The 17,874-nt window shown below is 69.2% G+C and carries 16 protein-coding genes; 8 read left to right on the forward strand and 8 right to left on the reverse strand.

Annotated features, from left to right (window positions below):
• Window positions 1–56 precede the first annotated feature (56 nt).
• Window positions 57–1,853, reverse strand: a complete 1,797-nt coding sequence (locus tag Pka01_RS16750) for a phosphoenolpyruvate carboxykinase (GTP) (RefSeq protein ID WP_239115057.1) — start codon at window positions 1,851–1,853, stop codon at window positions 57–59.
• 282 nt (window positions 1,854–2,135) lie between these two features.
• Window positions 2,136–2,654 carry an ATP-binding transcription factor AbmR gene (abmR, locus tag Pka01_RS16755; RefSeq protein WP_203883680.1) on the reverse strand — a complete coding sequence of 173 codons (519 nt, stop codon included), beginning with the start codon at window positions 2,652–2,654 and terminating at the stop codon, window positions 2,136–2,138.
• Window positions 2,655–2,730: 76 nt separating this feature from the next.
• On the opposite strand from abmR, the gene Pka01_RS16760 reads away from it, so the two are divergent.
• Window positions 2,731–4,230 carry an MFS transporter gene (locus Pka01_RS16760; RefSeq protein ID WP_203883681.1) on the forward strand — a complete coding sequence of 500 codons (1,500 nt, stop codon included), beginning with the start codon at window positions 2,731–2,733 and terminating at the stop codon, window positions 4,228–4,230.
• On the forward strand, window positions 4,208–4,840 hold the full coding sequence (locus Pka01_RS16765) for an acyl-CoA-like ligand-binding transcription factor (protein WP_203883682.1): 633 nt from the start codon (window positions 4,208–4,210) through the stop codon (window positions 4,838–4,840). Before Pka01_RS16760 ends, Pka01_RS16765 begins: the two co-directional genes overlap by 23 nt.
• 4 nt (window positions 4,841–4,844) lie before the next feature.
• Here Pka01_RS16765 and Pka01_RS16770 read toward each other — a convergent pair whose 3' ends face one another.
• From Pka01_RS16770 to Pka01_RS16780, 3 genes are all read right to left on the reverse strand, one after another.
• Entirely contained in the window at window positions 4,845–6,110 is a 1,266-nt protein-coding gene (locus Pka01_RS16770; protein WP_239115058.1) for a C40 family peptidase, read from the reverse strand.
• Window positions 6,111–6,239: 129 nt separating this feature from the next.
• Window positions 6,240–6,740, reverse strand: a complete 501-nt coding sequence (greA, locus tag Pka01_RS16775; RefSeq protein WP_203883684.1) for a transcription elongation factor GreA — start codon at window positions 6,738–6,740, stop codon at window positions 6,240–6,242.
• 75 nt (window positions 6,741–6,815) lie between these two features.
• Window positions 6,816–7,253, reverse strand: coding sequence for a DUF4307 domain-containing protein (locus Pka01_RS16780; RefSeq protein ID WP_203883685.1), 438 nt, complete (start codon window positions 7,251–7,253; stop codon window positions 6,816–6,818).
• Between the two features lie 149 nt (window positions 7,254–7,402).
• Between Pka01_RS16780 and mca the strand changes: the two genes are divergently transcribed.
• Genes mca through Pka01_RS16795 form a run of 3 tightly spaced genes read left to right on the forward strand, consistent with a single transcriptional unit; the run spans window position 7,403 to window position 8,781 of the window.
• Entirely contained in the window at window positions 7,403–8,284 is an 882-nt protein-coding gene (mca, locus tag Pka01_RS16785) for a mycothiol conjugate amidase Mca (protein WP_239115059.1), read from the forward strand.
• A 9-nt stretch (window positions 8,285–8,293) separates the two neighbouring features.
• A complete protein-coding gene (locus Pka01_RS16790; protein ID WP_203883686.1) occupies window positions 8,294–8,467 on the forward strand; it encodes a hypothetical protein in 174 nt (57 codons plus the stop codon).
• Window positions 8,464–8,781, forward strand: a complete 318-nt coding sequence (locus Pka01_RS16795; protein ID WP_203883687.1) for a GNAT family N-acetyltransferase — start codon at window positions 8,464–8,466, stop codon at window positions 8,779–8,781. Before Pka01_RS16790 ends, Pka01_RS16795 begins: the two co-directional genes overlap by 4 nt.
• Before the next feature lie 60 nt (window positions 8,782–8,841).
• Here Pka01_RS16795 and Pka01_RS16800 read toward each other — a convergent pair whose 3' ends face one another.
• Window positions 8,842–9,990 (reverse strand): hypothetical protein, encoded by a 1,149-nt coding sequence (locus Pka01_RS16800; RefSeq protein ID WP_239115060.1) that lies wholly within the window; start codon window positions 9,988–9,990, stop codon window positions 8,842–8,844.
• A gap of 238 nt (window positions 9,991–10,228) precedes the next feature.
• Between Pka01_RS16800 and Pka01_RS16805 the strand changes: the two genes are divergently transcribed.
• Window positions 10,229–12,283, forward strand: a complete 2,055-nt coding sequence (locus Pka01_RS16805) for a thioredoxin domain-containing protein (protein WP_203883688.1) — start codon at window positions 10,229–10,231, stop codon at window positions 12,281–12,283.
• A 7-nt stretch (window positions 12,284–12,290) separates the two neighbouring features.
• Here the strand turns inward: Pka01_RS16805 and Pka01_RS16810 are convergent, their stop codons facing one another.
• Window positions 12,291–14,429, reverse strand: coding sequence for a transglycosylase domain-containing protein (locus Pka01_RS16810; protein ID WP_203883689.1), 2,139 nt, complete (start codon window positions 14,427–14,429; stop codon window positions 12,291–12,293).
• A 221-nt stretch (window positions 14,430–14,650) separates the two neighbouring features.
• A complete protein-coding gene (locus tag Pka01_RS16815; protein ID WP_203883690.1) occupies window positions 14,651–15,118 on the reverse strand; it encodes an Lrp/AsnC family transcriptional regulator in 468 nt (155 codons plus the stop codon).
• 96 nt (window positions 15,119–15,214) lie between these two features.
• Between Pka01_RS16815 and hppD the strand changes: the two genes are divergently transcribed.
• Both hppD and Pka01_RS16825 read left to right on the forward strand, forming a co-directional pair.
• Window positions 15,215–16,318 (forward strand): 4-hydroxyphenylpyruvate dioxygenase, encoded by a 1,104-nt coding sequence (gene hppD, locus Pka01_RS16820; RefSeq protein WP_203883691.1) that lies wholly within the window; start codon window positions 15,215–15,217, stop codon window positions 16,316–16,318.
• An 87-nt stretch (window positions 16,319–16,405) separates the two neighbouring features.
• Window positions 16,406–17,872 carry a M1 family metallopeptidase gene (locus Pka01_RS16825; RefSeq protein WP_203883692.1) on the forward strand — a complete coding sequence of 489 codons (1,467 nt, stop codon included), beginning with the start codon at window positions 16,406–16,408 and terminating at the stop codon, window positions 17,870–17,872.
• Window positions 17,873–17,874 lie beyond the last annotated feature (2 nt).

Below are 17,874 nucleotides of genomic sequence, written 5' to 3' on the forward strand. Positions count from 1 at the left end.
TGATTGGACGCTCGATTCCCAAGAATCTTCGCATCCGTGGCGCAAGCCGTACAGGATCAGCCGAGTCGTTTCACCAGGGCGTCGTACTCGGCCCACAGCTGCGCGGGCATGTGGTCGCCGAAGGTCTCGAAGTGCGCCGGGATGAGCGACGCCTCCTCACGCCAGACCTCGGGGTCGACGGTGAGCAGGAGCCGCAGGTGCTCCTCCGAGATGTCGAGCCCCTCGGTGTCGAGCTCGGCAGGGAGGTTTCCGATCGGGGACGGCACGGCCTCCGCCTGGCCGTTCAGGCGTTCCACGATCCACTTGAGCACGCGGCTGTTCTCACCGAAGCCCGGCCAGACGAACCGGCCCTCGGCGTCCTTGCGGAACCAGTTGACGTAGTAGATCCGCGGCAGCTTCGCCGTGTCGGCGGACTCGCCGATCTTGAGCCAGTGGGCGAAGTAGTCGCCCATGTTGTAGCCGCAGAACGGCAACATGGCGAAGGGGTCGCGGCGCAGCTCGCCGACCTTGCCCTCGGCGGCGGCGGTCTTCTCCGAGGCCACGTTGGCGCCGAGGAAGACCCCGTGCTGCCAGCTCAGCGACTCGGTGACGAGAGGGACCGCGGTGGCCCTGCGCCCGCCGAAGAGGATCGCCGAGATCGGCACGCCCGCCGGGTCCTGCCATTCGGGCGCGATCGTCGGGCACTGCCCGGCCGGAGTGGTGAAGCGCGCGTTCGGGTGCGCGGCGGGCTCGGCGGAGTCCGGCGTCCAGGAGCGGCCCTTCCAGTCGGTGAGATGGGCGGGCGGCTCGTCGGTGAGGCCCTCCCACCAGATGTCGCCGTCGTCGGTGAGCGCGACGTTGGTGAAGATGCTGTTGCCCCACAGGGTCTCGACCGCGTTGGCGTTCGTGCTCTCCCCCGTGCCGGGGGCGACGCCGAAGAAACCGGCTTCGGGATTGATCGCGTACAGCCGCCCGTCGGGGCCGAAGCGCATCCAGGCGATGTCGTCGCCGATCGTCTCGACCTTCCAGCCGGGGATCGTCGGCCGGAGCATGGCGAGGTTGGTCTTGCCGCACGCCGAGGGGAACGCCGCGGCCACATAGCGGGCCTCTCCCTCGGGCGGGGTGAGCTTGAGGATGAGCATGTGCTCGGCCAGCCAGCCCTCGTCCCTGGCCATCACGCTGGCGATGCGCAGCGCGTAGCACTTCTTGCCGAGCAGCGCGTTGCCGCCGTATCCGGACCCGTACGACCAGATCTCACGGGTCTCGGGGAAGTGGCTGATGTACTTGGTCTGGCTGCACGGCCACGGGACGTCCTGCTGCCCCGGCGACAGCGGCGCACCCACCGAGTGGACGGCCTTGACGTAGTCCGCCCGTTCCTCGATGAGGCGCAGCGCGTCCTCACCCATCCGCGTCATGATCCGCATCGACACGACGACGTACGGCGAGTCGGTGATCTCGACGCCCAGCTGCGAGATGTTCCCGCCCAGGGGGCCCATGCAGAACGGCACGACGTACATGGTCCGGCCGCGCATGCTGCCCTGGAAGAGGCCGGCGAACGTCCGCCGCATCTCGTCGGGCGCGATCCAGTTGTTGGTCGGCCCCGCGTCCTCGGCACGCTCCGAGCAGATGAACGTGCGGTCCTCGACCCGGGCCACGTCGCTGGGGTCGGAGGCGGCGTAGAAGCTGTTGATCCGCTGGGTGAGCCGGGTGAAGGTGCCCTGCTCGACGAGCAGGTTGGTGAGCCGGGTCCATTCGGCCTCGGAACCGTCGCACCATTCGATCCGGTCCGGCCGGGTCAACTCGGCGATCTCGGCGACCCACGCGGCGAGCTCCGCGTGGGTGGTCGGATTCGATACCTCTACTGAAACTGACACGGGATGGCTCCTCTTGTCGCGGGGCCAAATCATCATCAACGACGAATACCGAGCGAAGCCAATTGGCGTAGACCATCACGTTTCCACGCCGTTAAATTCGCGATATTCGCCTTCTCCCCCGGTCTGACTCGACGTCGTACCAGGTAGAGGAGGTGATGCTGCATGGGAACACACCCATGCGGGCCACTCTCTAAGAAACGTCCCGTTTTCCTTACCCACCCCTCGCGGCTTACACATTGGTATAGGCCAATAGGAATGGTCTAGGCCTATCGGCCAATTGGTTCAGTCCACCAGGCCGGGGCCCTCAGAACGGACGCGGTCCACGTGCTGGAGGGCATCGCGCAGGTCAGCGAGCCAGGAGTCGGTGTGCCTGCCGACGAGCCTGACGCACCAGGCGAGCGCGTCGCTGCGACTGCGCGCCACTCCCGCGGCGACCAGCGTGTCGAGCACCTGCCGTTCGGGCTGGCGCAGGCGGGTCATGACCGGCACGGAGAGAGTGGTGAACATCACTGTCTCACCGTCGACCGTCACACCCCAGGAGACCTTCTTGCGGAAGCGGTGCTCCGCCTCGCGCGCGATCTCCATGCGGCGCTCACGGGTCTCCTCGCGGAACCGCTCGACGTACCCTTCGGCGGCCGCGGCCCGTTCCGCATCGGGCAGGCCCTCCGCCACGGTGAGCGGCGGAAGCGTGCCGATGACCGTGATCTCCTCACGGTCGAGCACGATCGCGGGCCGTTCGGCGAACCAGCCCTCGGGGAGCCGCCCCGCGAACCAGCCGCGGAGCTGTTCTTCTGCATCCATGTAATGAAGATTACAACTCGCCTCCCCATCGGCCAAGCATTGACAGTCACTACTTTTTGATAGTTACTCTCAAATCATGTCGACTCTCAATTCTCGCTGGTGGGCGCTCGGCGCCCTCGTGCTCAGCGTGCTGGTCATCGGGCTGGACGCGACCGTCCTCAACGTGGCCCTCCCCACCCTCGCCGCCGACCTCGGCGCGAGCACCGGCGATCTGCAGTGGATCGTCGACGCGTACATGGTGTTGTTCGCGGCCCTCATGCTCCCGGCGGGCGCCTTCGGCGACCGGTTCGGCCGCAAGCGACTGCTCCTGGGAGGTCTCGCCGTCTTCGGCGTCGCCTCGGTCATCGCGACGACGGCCGGCGGAATCGGCACACTGATCGCCGCGCGGGCGCTCATGGGAGCCGGAGCCGCGGTGATCATGCCGCTGTCCACGTCGATCCTGCCGGTGATCTTCCCGCCCGCGGAGCGCGGCCGGGCCATCGCGGCCTTCACCGCCGCAATGGCCCTCGGCCTGCCTCTCGGGCCGATCGTGGGCGGCTACCTGCTCGACCATTTCCGGTGGAGCTCGATCTTCCTGATCAACATCCCGGTGGTGGTCGTCGCCTTCCTGGCCGCGGCCGTGCTGCTCCCCGAGTCGCGCGACCCCGCGTCCCCGCGGCTGGACGTCCCGGGCAGCCTGCTGTCGGTGACCGGTCTCGGCGCGCTCGTGTACGGGATCATCCAGGCGCCCGCGGACGGCTGGGGCGACGCGCAGGTGATCACCGCACTCGTGGCGGGGGTGGTCCTTCTCGGTGCCTTCGTCCTGGTGGAGACCCGCACCCGGCAGCCCATGATCGGCCTGGGACTGTTCGGCGACCGGGTGTTCGTCTGGGGTGCGATCGGCGCGACCTTCATCAGCCTGGGCATGACGGGCGTGCTGTTCGTCGTCCCGCAGCACCTGCAGGCCGTGCTCGGGCACGACGCCTTCGGCACCGGGATCCGCGTGCTTCCCATGGTGGGCGGCCTCATGGCGGGCGGCCTCGTGGGAGAGCGGCTGATGCGGCGGTTCGGACTCCGCGCCGTAACGGCCGCCGGCCTGGTGGTGCTGGCCTGCGGCTTCGGCGTCGGAGCGACGACCACGGCGACGACGGGCTACGGGTTCGTCGCCCTCTGGCTGTCCGTCATCGGCGCGGGCGTGGGGCTCGCGATGGTGCCCGCCATGGACGGCGTGCTGGCCACACTGCCCGAAGAGCGCTCCGGGTCGGGATCCGCCACGTTGCAGACCATGCGCCAGGTCGGCGGCACCATGGGTGTGGCCGTCCTCGGCAGCCTGCTTTCCGCGACCTACGTGGGCGGCCTCCCGGCCGGAGCCCCCGAGGCGGCGAAGGACTCGATCACCGGCGCCCTGGCCGTCGGCGACGGCGCTCTCCTGCGGGCCGCCAGGGACGCGTTCGTCACCGGGATGGACCAGGTCCTGCTCGTCTGCGGGCTGACGGCACTGGTGGCCGCGGTCCTCATGGCGATCTTCCTGCCGGGCCGTACGCCGAGGTCCGGCGAGACGGCAGAATCGGAGCATGAGCTCACCGTCGCGCGCTGATCGCAATCCGGACTCTTCGGAAAGCGTGGCCACGAGCCTTCGTGAGCGGAAGAAGGCCAAGACTCGGCGGACGATCCAGGAGCAGGCCCTGCGGCTGTTCGCCGAGCGCGGCTACGAGGCCACGACGGTCGAGCAGATCGCGGAGGCGTCCGAGATCTCTCCGAGCACGTTCTTCCGTTATTTCCCCACCAAGGAGGACGTCGTCGTCCAGGACGACTACGACCCCCTGCTCATCGCCGAGATCGTCCGGCAACCGGCGGGCCTGTCCCCACTGCCGGCGGTCCGGGCCGCGTTCCGGGCGGCCTTCGACGAGCTCTCGCCGGAGGAACTGGAGCAGACCCTCTTCCGGGCGAAGTTGTCCCTCAGTGTCCCCGCGGTGCGCGTGCGGACAGCGGAGGGCCTGTTCACCACGGTCGACGCTCTCGCACAGGCCATCGCCGAGCGGTCCGGCGCCGATCAGGACAGCCCCGCCGTACGGACCTTCGCGGGGGCCGTGATGGGGGCGATGTTGCCCGCGATCTTCTCGTGGGTCGAGCAGGACGGCGCCCAGCCGTTGCCCGACCTCGTCGACGAGGCCATCGGCTACCTCGAGGCGGGGCTCCCGATCTGAGCCCTCAGCGCACGCCCCTGGCGACCGCCGGGCTCACTCTGACGACCCCGGCGAGGTTCTTCGTGTAGACCGCCTGGAACTTCACGACGTCCCCTGTGTGGGGCGCGACCAGCATCTTGCCGTCGCCCCAGTAGATCGCCACATGCGAGATGTAACCGGGGTTCGTGGGGTCGTTGCGCCAGAAGATCAGGTCTCCCGGCCTCGCCTGCGAGAGCGGGATCTGCGGCCCGGCCGCCCACTGCTGCGCCGCGACCCTCGGCATCCGCACCCCGGCCTGGGCGAAGGCCCACTGCACAAGTCCCGAGCAGTCGAAGCTGTCCGGTCCCTCCGCCCCCCACACGTACGGCCTGCCGAGCTTGGCCTGGGCGGCCTGGAGGGCTACCTGGATCTGGTCCGTGGACATGAACGCCGTAGTAGGCCATGCCGTACGGCCGCGCCGCTCGACGACCACCGGGTTGATGGTCGCCACCTGGCTGCCCTTCGGCAGGAGCTTCAGTAGCTTGGCCCGCAGGTCCCCCGAGTCGGCCTTCGGCGCGCTGACGACGAGGGCGTTTCCCGTGGGAATGCCCAGCGACCTGGCGGTCTGGCGGGAGACGACCGCGGAGATGGATCCCATCCCCACGGTGGCGTAGGCCCCGACCCGTAACTGCCTGCCGCCTCCGTCCACCGTGGAGCCGAGCGTGAGGCCGCCGTCCTTGCCGAGATCGAACGACACGGCCATGTCGCCGGCGGCGATGTTCGCCCACAGGGCGTCCGACTTGGCGGTCGACTTCGGCGCGTACGGGCGGAACGTCGACGGCTCGACGCCCAGTGTCTGGACCCGCTTGCCGTCCATCCGCACCTCGGCGGCGTCGACGACCTCGGCCCCGGTCACGCCCTTCTGGTCGCGAACCTCGGCCACGTCCTCCGGCGGGAGGGGATGGGCGGCGACCACGAGCAGGTGTGGCTGGATCAGCTTCTTGAGCGGGGCGACCGCTGGCGTCGGGGCGACGGCGGGTGCGGTGGCGGCGACGAAACCGCCCGGATCCCGCACCGGCTGGGGCGCCTGCTCGCGGAAGGCCGCCTTGTCCGGCTCTCTGCCGGTCAGTTCGGCCAGGACCACGACGTCCAGGATCAGTACGGAGGCCAGCAGCGCGCCGATCAACGGCAGCGTTCTGCGGAGACTGCGGATCCGGCGGTGAGGGTCCCGCCTGGGCATCCGGGGAATGAAGGCGAGGTCCTGGCGGACCTCGGATACGACCCTGGTGAGCCGCGCTCGGGCGTCGAGCACGATCTCACCCCTTTCGGCATCAATGGCCCGGACCATCCCCGAGCCTGCCTTACAGCCGGGAATCTCGCAATCCTTTACCTTGAGACTCCCGGCTTCGGGGTGAGACGCGTTCCCGCGGCTCCGGTCGGCCTAGTTGCCGATGTACGGCACGGCCTCGAGGATCTCCACGGTGTTCTGCCGGCCGTTGGGCAGGGTGTACGTGGCCTTCTCGCCGATCTTCTTGCCGTTGATGGCGGCACCGAGGGGGGACTTCGGCGAGTACACGTCGATGGGTGCGCCGCTCTCCTCGCGGGAGGCCAGGAGGAAGGTGACCTCCTCGTCGTCGCCGCCGAACCGCACCGTCACGGTCATCCCGGGACCGACGACGCCTTCGGCGCGGGGAGCCTCGCCGACCTTCGCGCTGTCGAGGATCTGACGGAGGTGGAAGATTCGGGCCTCCATCTTGCCCTGCTCGTCCTTGGCGGCGTGGTAGCCGCCGTTCTCCTTGAGGTCGCCCTCTTCCCGGGCGGCCTCGATCTTCTTGGCGATGTCGGTGCGACCCGGGCCAGAAAGGTACTCGTACTCCTCCTTGAGGCGGTCATACGCCTCCTGCGTCAGCCAGGTGACGTTTTCGTTCTGGGAGACGGCCACGGGTTCTCCTTGTTCCTGTAAGTGACTCGGAAGGCTAGGAAGTTAACGCCTTCGAACGCTTCCCCAAAGAATCCACTATACGAGATTGCAGTACTGGACGTGGACCGCTGTGGCCTGGGCAGTGGTCTTCAATGTCTCCGTGAAAGCGACGTCCGATTCGCCGCGCGGGATGTCGATCTCGCGGCTGCCGACCTCGATGTGCTTGGTGTCGACCGCGCGCAACCGGCAGGTCGCCGCACGGTCCGCCGGCTTGTGCACGGAGAAGGTGATCCGCGCCGACGAGGGGGCGCTCGCGTCGAAGGTGATCACCTCGCCGCTCACCGAGGGGTTGCCCTTGAACGCCACCATCACGTAACCCCAGCCTCCGGCCATCAGGGCCACGAAGACGCCGATCACGGCATATGCCAGGAACCGCCGGGGCGTGGCCGGGCGGGGCTGGAACTGGTCCGGCGTGCCGAGGATGGGTCCGGGCACCTGACCCTCGGGGCCGCTCGCGGCCTCGTCGCTCGACATGGCGGAATCTCCCTGTGGTCTGTCGGCGTTGTGGAAGTCAATTGTCCCCGGAGGGTCGTCCGGGGTCTCGGTCGGGCGGCTAATCCGAAGCACCCGGCCGAATAGAAGCTAACCTCTCCTGGGAGCTACCAGGAAACTTGAGGAGAGCCGTGAGTGCACCGCTGAGGCTGATGGCCGTTCACGCGCACCCAGACGACGAGTCGAGCAAGGGCGCGGCCACTATGGCTCGTTACGTCGCCGAGGGCGTGGAGGTCCTCGTGATCACGTGCACGGGCGGTGAACGGGGCTCGATCCTCAATCCGAAGATGGACCGCCCGGAGATCCTTGAGAACATCGGCGAGGTGCGCCGCCTGGAGATGGCCGCGGCCCGCGAGATCCTCGGCGTCGAGCAGAGGTTCCTCGGGTTCGTCGACTCGGGCCTCCCCGAGGACGAGAACGAGCCGCTTCCGGAGGGATGCTTCGCCCTTCAGCCGCTCGACGTGGCCTCCAAGCCCCTCGTGGCGGCCATCCGCGAGTTCCGGCCGCACGTGATCTTGACCTACGACGACAACGGCGGCTACCCGCACCCCGACCACATCATGACCAACCGCGTGTCGGTGGAGGCCTTCGAGGCGGCCGGCGACCCGGACCGCTACCCGGGCACCGGGGAGCCCTGGCAGCCGCTGAAGCTCTACTACCACATGGGCTTCACCAGGGAGCGGTTCGAGGCCCTGCACGCGATCATGAACGAGCGCGGGATGGGCTCGCCGTACGCCGACTGGATCTCGCGCTGGGAGGACCGCCCGCAGAAGTGGGAGGTCACCACCCGGGTGCCGTGCGCCGACTACTTCGAGACTCGGGATCGGGCCCTGCTGGCGCACGCCACGCAGGTCGACCCGGACGGGTTCTGGTTCGTGTGCCCGATCGAGATCCAGCAGGAGGCGTGGCCGACCGAGGACTACCACCTCGCGCGCTCGCTGGTCGACACCTCGCTGCCCGAGGACGACCTGTTCACGGGGATCCACGCGGGGGTCTCCCCTGCCTGCTCGTAAGCTGGACCCGTGAACGTGACACCCGACTACACCCACGTCGGCCCCGGGATCCTCGCATTCATGGTCGTCGCCGCGATCGGCGTCGCCCTGTTCTTCCTCATCAAGTCGATGAACAGGAAGTTCGCCAAGATCCAGGGGCCGGACGACAGGCCCGAGGACCGCAAGAACGGAGACGACGCGTGACCGAGGTCGTGGACGACGCGGAGAAGGCGCGCTACGAGATCCTGGTCGACGGCCAGGTCGCCGGCTTCGCGGAGTACCGGCTACGACCCGGAAAGATCGTCTTTACGCACACGGTGATCCGCGACGAGTTCGAGGGCAAGGGACTGGGCAGCAAGCTCGTCTCCACGGCGCTCGACCGGTCGCGGGAGGCAGGCCTCAAGGTCGTGCCCCTGTGCCCGTTCGTGGCGGCCTACATCGAGCACCACCCCGAGTATCGCGACCTTGTCGACGACGGCCACCGCGAGACCGTCAAGTCCGTCGAGTCCGCGGACTGACACGTCGCGCCCGCGGACCGGCCGGACGGCCGGTCCGCCTCCGGCGGGTCCGCCCGCGGATCAGTCCACCGACCAGGCCCGCTCGAGCGCCTTGGGCAGTCCCCACCAGCCCAGCGGCGTGAGCACCTCCGCCTTGTCCACGATGCCGAGGTGCGCCCACAGCGGGGTGACGGCCGTGAAGAGCATCTCGGTCGCCTCGAGGTCCTCCGGGTCGTCCGGCTCGACGTCGATGTCCTCGGAGTCGGCGATGAACCGGGCGATCCGCTCCGGCGAGGCGAGCACTCCCGGGCCGTAGCGGGCCAGGGTGATCACCACCGCCAGCCAGTCGGCGTGGTGAATCGCGCAGAGGGAGGCGAGGATCGAGTCCTCGTGGCTCAGCTCCCCCTCCATGTCGAAGAAGCGGGCCGCGTCCTCCTCGTCGGGAAGGTCGGAGATCGGGGCGGCGATCCCGGCGGCGACGGCGAGCCACAGGTCCTCGTCCCGCTCGGGCAGGATCCCGTCCTCGAGCCCGGCGCACGCCCGCAGGATGTTGCCGGGATAGCCCTGCTGGGTCAGCGTGACGCGCAGCCGTCCGGCGGCGGACCGCAGGTCCTGGGACGGGAGAGGCGGTTCAGGCAGGTCGCCGAGCACACGGCGAAGCTCGCTGAGCGCGAAGGCCTCCTCCTCGTCCCAGGCGGCGAACAACTCCCGGTCCTGCTCGTCGCTGACGACGACGTTCGGAACCCGCCCGTCGGGCAGAGCCGTGGTGAGCCAGTGCTCCTGCAACTCCTCGAAGGCGTGGCGGGCGTCCTGGTCACCGGCGGCCAGCGCGTCGGGGTCGATCTCGCCGGCCTGTACGAGCCCCTCGAGGAACTCGACCATGCGCCCGTACATCTCGGTGGCGACGGGGCCGCGCTCGCTCTCCTCCGGCCACACGAAGTAACTGCGAGTGAGCAGGATCGGCTCGGTCCCGCTGGACTCGAGCCAGCGCTGGACGTCTCCCACCGTGGCCGATCCCGACTCGATGCGGGACAGGATCGCCCTGGCCGAGTCCCAGAACACGGCGGACAGCGGATTGCCCGCGGCCAGCAGTTCCTTGCGCAGGTCAGACAGGGAGACCAGGGCCTGCCCCGAGGGTACGGCCAGCAGGACGCGCGCCACGTCGCGCCGCGTCAGCGCCGCCGCCTGCCGTCCCGAATGCCTGACAGCGAAGTCCAGATCCAAGCTCACGCCCCGTGAGCCTACGCTGGACGAGGCCGGAACACATCCCCGCCGCGTTCGTGGCGGTTCCTTGCCCTAGTAACGGAATGATCTGCTCGCTGTTTTCCCTGCTCGCGCGGGCGCCGACCCGGCCGCCGGGCGCGACCTGGGACAGGGCGCCCGGCTCACCCCGACGGAGGCCCTGTCGACGACCTGACCTCCCCGTGACCAGGAATCCTCACCCGTTTCCGTGTGAGAGGCTGGATCCATGAACCGGCTTGGTGGCGCGACCTCGCCTTACCTGCTGCAGCACGCCGACAACCCGGTCGACTGGTTCCCCTGGGGCGACGAGGCGTTCGACGAGGCCCGCAAGCGCGACGTGCCGCTGCTGATCAGCGTCGGTTACTCCGCCTGCCACTGGTGCCACGTCATGGCGCACGAGTCCTTCGAGGACCCCGCGACGGCTCAGATGATGAACGAGCTGTTCGTCAGCATCAAGGTCGACCGCGAGGAACGCCCGGACGTCGACGCCGTCTACATGGGGGCCACCCAGGCGATGACCGGGCAGGGCGGCTGGCCCATGACCGTCTTCGCCACGCCGGACGGGGCTCCGTTCTACGCGGGCACCTATTTCCCCCGGGCGCGCTTCCAGCAGCTTCTCCAGGGCGTCTCCCAGGCCTGGCGCGAGGACAGGAAGGCCGTCGTCGCGCAGGGGGCGACGGTGGTCGCGGCGCTCAACGAGCGCGCGGGGCTTCCCCAGGGGGCGCCGCCCGCCGCGCCGATGCTGGAGGCCGCGGTCCGCAACCTCGCCCAGAGCTTCGATCCGCGCAGGGGCGGCTTCGGCGGCGCGCCCAAGTTCCCGCCGTCCATGGTCCTGGAGTTCCTCCTCAGGCACGGCACCCCCGACGCCCTCGCCATGGCGGAGAAGACGATGGACGCCATGGCCAGAGGCGGCATCTACGACCAGCTCGCCGGAGGCTTCGCGCGCTACTCGGTGGACGCCGGCTGGGTCGTACCGCACTTCGAGAAGATGCTCTACGACAACGCCCTGCTGCTGCGGGTCTACACGCACTGGTGGCGTTCCACCGGGTCGGTGCTCGCCAGGCGGATCGCTCTGGAGACCGCCGACTGGCTGCTGCGCGAGATGCGCACGCCCGAGGGCGGCTTCGCCTCCGCTCTGGACGCCGACAGCGAGGGCCAGGACGGCACGCACGGAGAGGGCCTGTTCTACGTCTGGACCCCCGAGCAGCTCCGAGCCTTGCTCGGTGACGACGACGGCGCCTGGGCGGCCTCGCTCTTCGAGGTGACCGGCACGTTCGAGCACGGCACGTCCGTCCTCCAGCTTCTCGCCGACCCCGAGCCCGACGACGACGCCCGGTTCGACCGGGTCCGTACGGCACTGCTCGCGGCCCGCGAGGAGCGGCCGCGGCCGGGGCGGGACGACAAGGTCGTCGCATCCTGGAACGGCCTGGCCGTGTCCGCCCTCGCGGAGGCCGGCGCCCTGTTCGACCGTCCCGACCTGGTGGAGGCCGCCCGGGCCGCCGCCGTGCTCCTCGACGAGCTGCACGCCGCGGCCGAGACCCCCGCGAACGACACCGTGGACTCCCCCGCGAACGACACGGCGAACTACGCGGCGGACGCCGGTCAGGTACGGCTGCGCCGCACGTCACGCGACGGGCGGGGCGGCGACAACGCGGGCGTGCTCGAGGACTACGCGAACGTGGCGGAGAGCTTCCTCGTGCTCTACGGCGTGACGGGGGAGACACGGTGGTTCCGCCGAGCGGGAGGCCTCCTGGAGACACTGCTCGCGCGGTTCCCCGACGGGTCGGGCGGCTTCTACGACTCCCCCGACGACGGCGAGCGGCTGTTCCAGCGGCCGCAGGACCCGACCGACAACGCCACGCCGTCAGGTCAGTTCGCCGCCGCCGGAGCGTTGCTGTCCTACGCCGCGCTCACCGGATCGGCGCGGCACAGGGAGGCGGCCGAGGCGGCTCTCGGCGCGGTCTCTGTGCTGGCGGCCGAGTACGCCAGGTTCGCCGGCTGGGGTCTCGCGGTGACGGAGGGCACGCTGAACGGGCCGGTCGAGGTGGCCGTCGTCGGCGCCGCCGACGATCCTCGTACCAGGGCGCTCCATCGGGCCGCCCTGATGTCGGGCGTGCCGGGACTGGTCGTCGCCCTCGGGCCCGGGGGGACGGCGGACGTACCGCTCCTGGAGGGCCGCGGCCTGGTCGGCGGCGAGCCGGCGGCCTACGTGTGCCGCGGATTCGCCTGCCGCGCCCCGGTCACCACGCCTGCGGAGCTGCGCGCCCAGTTGTCGGCGTGAGCAGGCGTCATCCGGTGCCCGGCGGCCCTGTCGGCACCACCGGAGGCGGCTGACCCGGCGTTCCGACGCCGGGAGGAACTCCGTCACCGGGCACGCCTACGCCTCCGTCTCCCGCGCCTCCGCCGACGTCACCGTTGCCGGGCGGGTTGCTGGAACCGGTGGAGACGCCGGGGTCCGGTGTGACCACTCCGGCGTCCGATGCCGTGGGCGTCGGCGTGACGCTCTGGCTCGTGGACGGCGAGGGCGACGCGCTGGAGCCGTATCCGTCCCAGTAGTAATAGGGATCCCAGGAGACGGGGTCGGGGAACTCCTTGACCGGCTTGCCCTCCATCGCGGCGCTCATGAAGTACTTCCAGACCTGGGCTGGCAACGTCCCGCCGTACAGCTCCCCGTAGCCCGGCACGGTCACCGGCTTGTTGTCGTCGCGGAACATGTCGACGGCGACGGCCAACTGGGGGACGTATCCGGAGAACCACACGGCGGCCGACTCGTCGGTCGTTCCCGTCTTCCCCGCCACGGGACGGTCGTAGAGACGGGCGGCGGTGCCGGTGCCGCCGGTCACGACCTGCTCCAGCGCGTATGTCGTGTCCGCGGCCGTGGCCTCGCTGAAGGCCCGCACACCGGTGACGGTCGGCTTCTTGGTCACCCCGTTCGCGTCGGTGATCGAGCGGATCACGTGCGCCGGGCGGTGCATGCCCTTCGCGGCGAACGTGGCGAACCCGGAGGCCTGCTGCACGGCGCTCACCGACGCCGTGCCGAGCGGGAAGGTGGGGAAGTCCTTCTGCTTGACGAGCTGGTCGGCCGGGATCCCCGCGGCCTCCGCGGCCGCCGCGACCTTGTCCAGGCCGACGAGCTGCCCGAGGTCGACGAACGCGGTGTTCACGGAGTAGCGGGCGGCCTGCACGAGCGTGATGGCCGAGCCGTACGACCTGTTGTCGGAGTTGGGGATCTCGGCCGTGTCGATCCGCAGAGGCGAGTTGCCGTACACCCGGGTGCCGAGACCGTAGCCGGCCTGCAGGGCCGCGGCGAGCGCGTAGGGCTTGAACGTCGAGCCCGCCTGGACCTTGGCGGAGAAGGCGTTGTCGTACTGGTTGGTCTCGTAGCGGCCCCCGTAGAAGGCGACCACCTCGCCGGTCGACGGGTCGACGGCGGCGAGGCCGGTGCGTACGGCCTTGGGCGTGCCACTGGGGATCACCGCCTTCACCGAGGCCTGCGCGAGGGCCATGAGCTTCTTGTCGAAGGTCGTGGTGATCTTGAGACCGCCCTGGTTGATGTCCTCGTCGGTGTAGCCGAGCCGGTTCAGCTCCGCCCGCACCTGGGCGAGCATGTACCCGTTCTGCCCGCCGAGGGACAGCGGCGCCTTCTGGGCCGCCAGCTTGGGGAACTCCTGTGCGGCCCCGTCGGCGGAGGTCAGCGCCCGCGTGGCGACCATGCCGTCGACGACCGCGCGCCAGCGGGCGCGCGCCGCGTCAAGGTCGGCGCCCTCGGGGTCGGCGAACCTGCTGGGCTGCTGGATCACCGCCGCCAGGTACGCCCCCTCGGCCGGGGTGAGGCTCTGCACGTCCTTGTTGAAGTACGCCAGCGAGGCCGCCTGGATGCCGTAGGCGCCGCGGCCGAAGTAGATCGTGTTGAGGTACTGCTCGAGCACCCAGTCCTTGGACTTCGAACGATCGACCTTCAGGGCGATCATGATCTCCTTGAGCTTGCGCCCGATGGAGCGTTCCTGGCCGAGGCCGCTGTAGTAGTTGCGGACCATCTGCTGGGTGATCGTGGAACCGCCCTGGAGCTGGTGGCCGGTGAGCGTCGACCACATGGCGCGCGCGGTGCCGGAGAGCGAGACTCCCTTGTCCTGGTAGAACGTCCGGTTCTCCGCGGCGATGACCGCGTTCCGCACGACTGTGGGGACCTGGCTGAGCGGCACGTTCTTGCGGTTGACGCCCTCGTTGGCGAGGACGGACTTGCCGTCGCGGTAGTAGATCACCGAACCCTGAGCCGTGGCCAGTTCCTGCGTGGTGTCCGGAATCGGGGTCAGTGCCCACACCACGCCGACAGCGATGATCAGCGCCGCGACCGACGCCCCCGCCGCGATGAGAAGCACGCGCAGCAGCCGCTTCCGCGGCCGCTTTACGACCGCCTGAATGGTCATCAATTCAGGCGGTTTTGGCCCTTCACCACTTTCGACCGGCTTGGTCCAATTCCGGCTGTCACGGTCCCCCCGACCGCCTTCGCCGCCGTGCACGCGTTACCCCCAAAACGTCCCCTTACACCCGTGAGCTGGGCGGATGGATCCACGGTAAACGATGGATAACAATGCTCGACCCAAACCCATACTGGCGTACGGCGCGGTTTTCCCGCCCGCGTTCCGCTCTATGTGCGCGCGGCGGCGACCAATGGAAGGGTTCGATAAGGGACAGGTGTGTCGAGAGCGATCACCGACGAGGTCCGTACGACGCCCTCGACGTCGACGATGAGATCGATGACCCGCTGAAGATCGGCGTTGCTGCGCGCGACCACCCGGCACAGCATGTCGCCGCCCCCGGTGATCGTGTGGACCTCGAGCACCTCGGGAACCAGGGCGAGCCGGTCGGCGACCGGCACGTGCCCGCTGACCTGACGGATCTGCAGCGTCACGAAGGCGGTGACGTCGTAGCCCAGCGCGGCGGGCTCGATCTGCGGGCCGTGGCCGACGATGACGCCCCTGGCCGCCAGCCGGTCGAGTCGCGCCTGCACCGTGCCCCTCGCCACGTTCAGCCGGCGGGAGCACTCCAGCACGCCGATCCGCGGCTCTTCGGTCAGCAACGTGATGAGCATGACGTCGAGCTGATCAATCGTCACAACGTTTACCTCCGTTGGGGATTAGCGATTGGGCAAATTGTCCACCAATACATCTCACTCTTGCACAATTTGGCCACCTCATCGGACAGTGGACTCATGAACGATGTCTTTCCGGTAAACGGCATGGACGCGGTGGTCTTCGCTGTGGGCAACGCGAAGCAGGCCGCGCACTACTACTCGACCGCCTTCGGCATGCGGCTTGTGGCCTACCGGGGCCCAGAAACAGGCAGCCCCGACGAGGTCGCGTACGTCCTGGTCTCGGGTTCCGCGCGTTTCGAGCTGCGCGGGTCCGTACGGCCAGGCACGGATCTCGCCAGGCATGTGGCGGACCACGGTGACGGCGTCATCGACCTCGCGATCGAGGTCCCCGACGCCGAGGCGGCCTATCGTCAGGCCGTCGAGCGGGGTGCAACGGGCCTCGTGGAGCCGCACGTCATGGAGGACGACCACGGCAAGGTCGTGCTCTCGGCGATCGCCACCTACGGCGAGACCCGGCACACCTTCGTGGACAGGTCCAACTACGCGGGCGTCTACCTGCCCGGTTACGTCCCCGCCCAGCCGATCGTGGCCGCTCCCGACGTGAAGAACGGCCGGATCTTCCAGGCCGTCGACCACTGCGTCGGCAACGTCGAGCAGATGGACGAGTGGGTCGACTTCTACGAGCGCATCATGGGCTTCACCAAGATGGCGGAGTTCATCGGCGACGACATCGCGACCGAGTACTCGGCGCTGATGTCGAAGGTCGTGGCCGACGGCACCCGCAAGGTCAAGTTCCCGCTGAACGAGCCCGCGGAGGGCAAGAAGAAGTCGCAGATCGAGGAGTACCTCGAGTTCTACGGCGGTGCGGGCGTCCAGCACATCGCGCTCGCCACCAACGACATCCTGGCGACCGTCGACCACATGCGGGAGGCCGGCGTCGAGTTCCTGGCCACGCCCGACTCCTACTACGACGACCCCGAGCTCCGTGAGCGGATCGGCACGGTGCGGGTGCCCGTGGAGGAGCTCAAGAAGCGCAGCGTCCTGGTCGACCGCGACGAGGACGGCTACCTGCTGCAGATCTTCACCAAGCCGGTGGTGGACCGTCCCACGGTGTTCTTCGAGCTGATCGAACGCCATGGGTCGCTCGGATTCGGCAAGGGCAACTTCAAGGCGCTGTTCGAGGCCATCGAGCGCGAGCAGGCCCTGCGAGGCACCCTGTAACGATCACGCGGTAGCGGGCGGCGGGGGAAACAGCCGGATCGTCGGTGCCTGACCTGGCAACCCACCTCACGTAAGGTGGCTCGACATATGGCTGCTCATCACCCGGCGCCCCCGCCGCGCCACCTCCGACGACTCCTGCGACCGCTGTCGCTGGGGGTCGCGCTGTCCCTGGCCCTGCCGCTCGCAGGCGTCTCCGCCGCGTGCTCCGCGTCGGAGGGCGCCGTGAGCGGCAGGGGGCCGGGAGGCAACACCCAGGGGGCCGCCGGAATCGGTGACCCCGACTTCCCCGAGGACGGCAACGGCGGCTACGACGCCGAACACTACGATCTGGCCCTCTCGTACGACCCCGCCTCCCGGCGCCTGTCCGGCACCGCGACCCTGCGGGCGACTGCCGTACAGGATCTGACGGCCTTCGACCTCGACCTGCACGGACTCACGGTGAGCCAGGTCACCGTCGACGGGGCCGCCGCCCGGTTCGGCAGGCGCGACGACGAGCTGACGATCTCCCCGGCGACGCGGATCGCCAAGAACACGAAGTTCGAGGTCACGGTCGCCTACGCCGGGGTGCCGGATCCGATCCGCAACTACGCCAACCTGGGGACCTACGGGTTCATCGCGACGCCGGACGGGTCGTTCGTCACCTGCGAGCCCAACGGGGCCAAGACCTGGTTCCCCTCGAACGACCACCCTTCGGACAAGGCGTCGTACGGCTTCACGATCACGGTGCCCGCGGGAGTCACCGCGATAGCGAACGGCGAGCTCGCCTCCCCGCCGTCGACGAGCGACGGCAGGACCACGTTCGTGTGGCGGGAGAGGCATCCCATGGCCTCCTACCTCGCGACGATGACGACGGGCAGGTTCGAGACGCGCACCGGGAAGAGCACCGCCGGCATCCCGATCTACGCGGCCGTCGACCCCGCCTTCCACGGTTCGCTGGACACGCTGTACACGAAGACCGGGGAGATCACCGACTACTGGTCGACCGTCTTCGGCCCCTACCCGTTCTCCTCGACCGGCGCCGTGGTCGACGACTACGCCGCCGGGTACGCGCTGGAGAACCAGACCAAGCCGATCTACGGGGGGTTCACCCCGGATTCCGGGGTCATGGCCCACGAGCTGGCCCATCAGTGGTTCGGCGACAGCGTGAGCATCACCCGCTGGAAGGATCTGTGGCTGAACGAGGGGTTCGCCACGTACGCCGAGTGGCTGTGGTCGGAGCACGAGGGCGGCTCGACGGCCGACACGGTCTTCCGCAACTACTACGCGAAGACGGCCGACCCCATGTGGGGCTACCCGCCGGGGCGGGCCCAGCGCGCCGACCTGTTCAACGGCTCGGTGTACACCCGGGGAGCCATGACGCTGCACGCGCTGCGCAGGCAGATCGGCGACCCGACGTTCTTCACGCTGATCAAGAAGTGGACCGCCTCCCACCAGTACGGCAACGCCACCACCGAGCAGTTCGTCAGCATGGCCGAGCAGACCTCAGGCAAGGACCTGTCGGGGCTGTTCGACGCGTGGCTGTTCCAGCCGCGGCGCCCCGCGGCCGTCGCCTGAGG

It is taken from the genome of Planotetraspora kaengkrachanensis (assembly GCF_016862895.1).
GTDB classification, from domain to species: Bacteria; Actinomycetota; Actinomycetes; order Streptosporangiales; family Streptosporangiaceae; genus Planotetraspora; species Planotetraspora kaengkrachanensis.

Excerpts from the sequence above, each read along its gene's own strand:
- abmR (WP_203883680.1), bottom strand. The coding sequence starts at position 2,654 with ATGGATGCAGAAGAACAGCTCCGCGGCTGGTTCGCGGGGCGGCTCCCC.
- Pka01_RS16760 (WP_203883681.1), top strand. The coding sequence starts at position 2,731 with ATGTCGACTCTCAATTCTCGCTGGTGGGCGCTCGGCGCCCTCGTGCTC.
- Pka01_RS16765 (WP_203883682.1), top strand. The coding sequence starts at position 4,208 with ATGAGCTCACCGTCGCGCGCTGATCGCAATCCGGACTCTTCGGAAAGC.
- Pka01_RS16780 (WP_203883685.1), bottom strand. The coding sequence starts at position 7,253 with ATGTCGAGCGACGAGGCCGCGAGCGGCCCCGAGGGTCAGGTGCCCGGA.
- Pka01_RS16805 (WP_203883688.1), top strand. The coding sequence starts at position 10,229 with ATGAACCGGCTTGGTGGCGCGACCTCGCCTTACCTGCTGCAGCACGCC.
- Pka01_RS16810 (WP_203883689.1), bottom strand. The coding sequence starts at position 14,429 with ATGACCATTCAGGCGGTCGTAAAGCGGCCGCGGAAGCGGCTGCTGCGC.
- hppD (WP_203883691.1), top strand. The coding sequence starts at position 15,215 with ATGAACGATGTCTTTCCGGTAAACGGCATGGACGCGGTGGTCTTCGCT.
- Pka01_RS16825 (WP_203883692.1), top strand. The coding sequence starts at position 16,406 with ATGGCTGCTCATCACCCGGCGCCCCCGCCGCGCCACCTCCGACGACTC.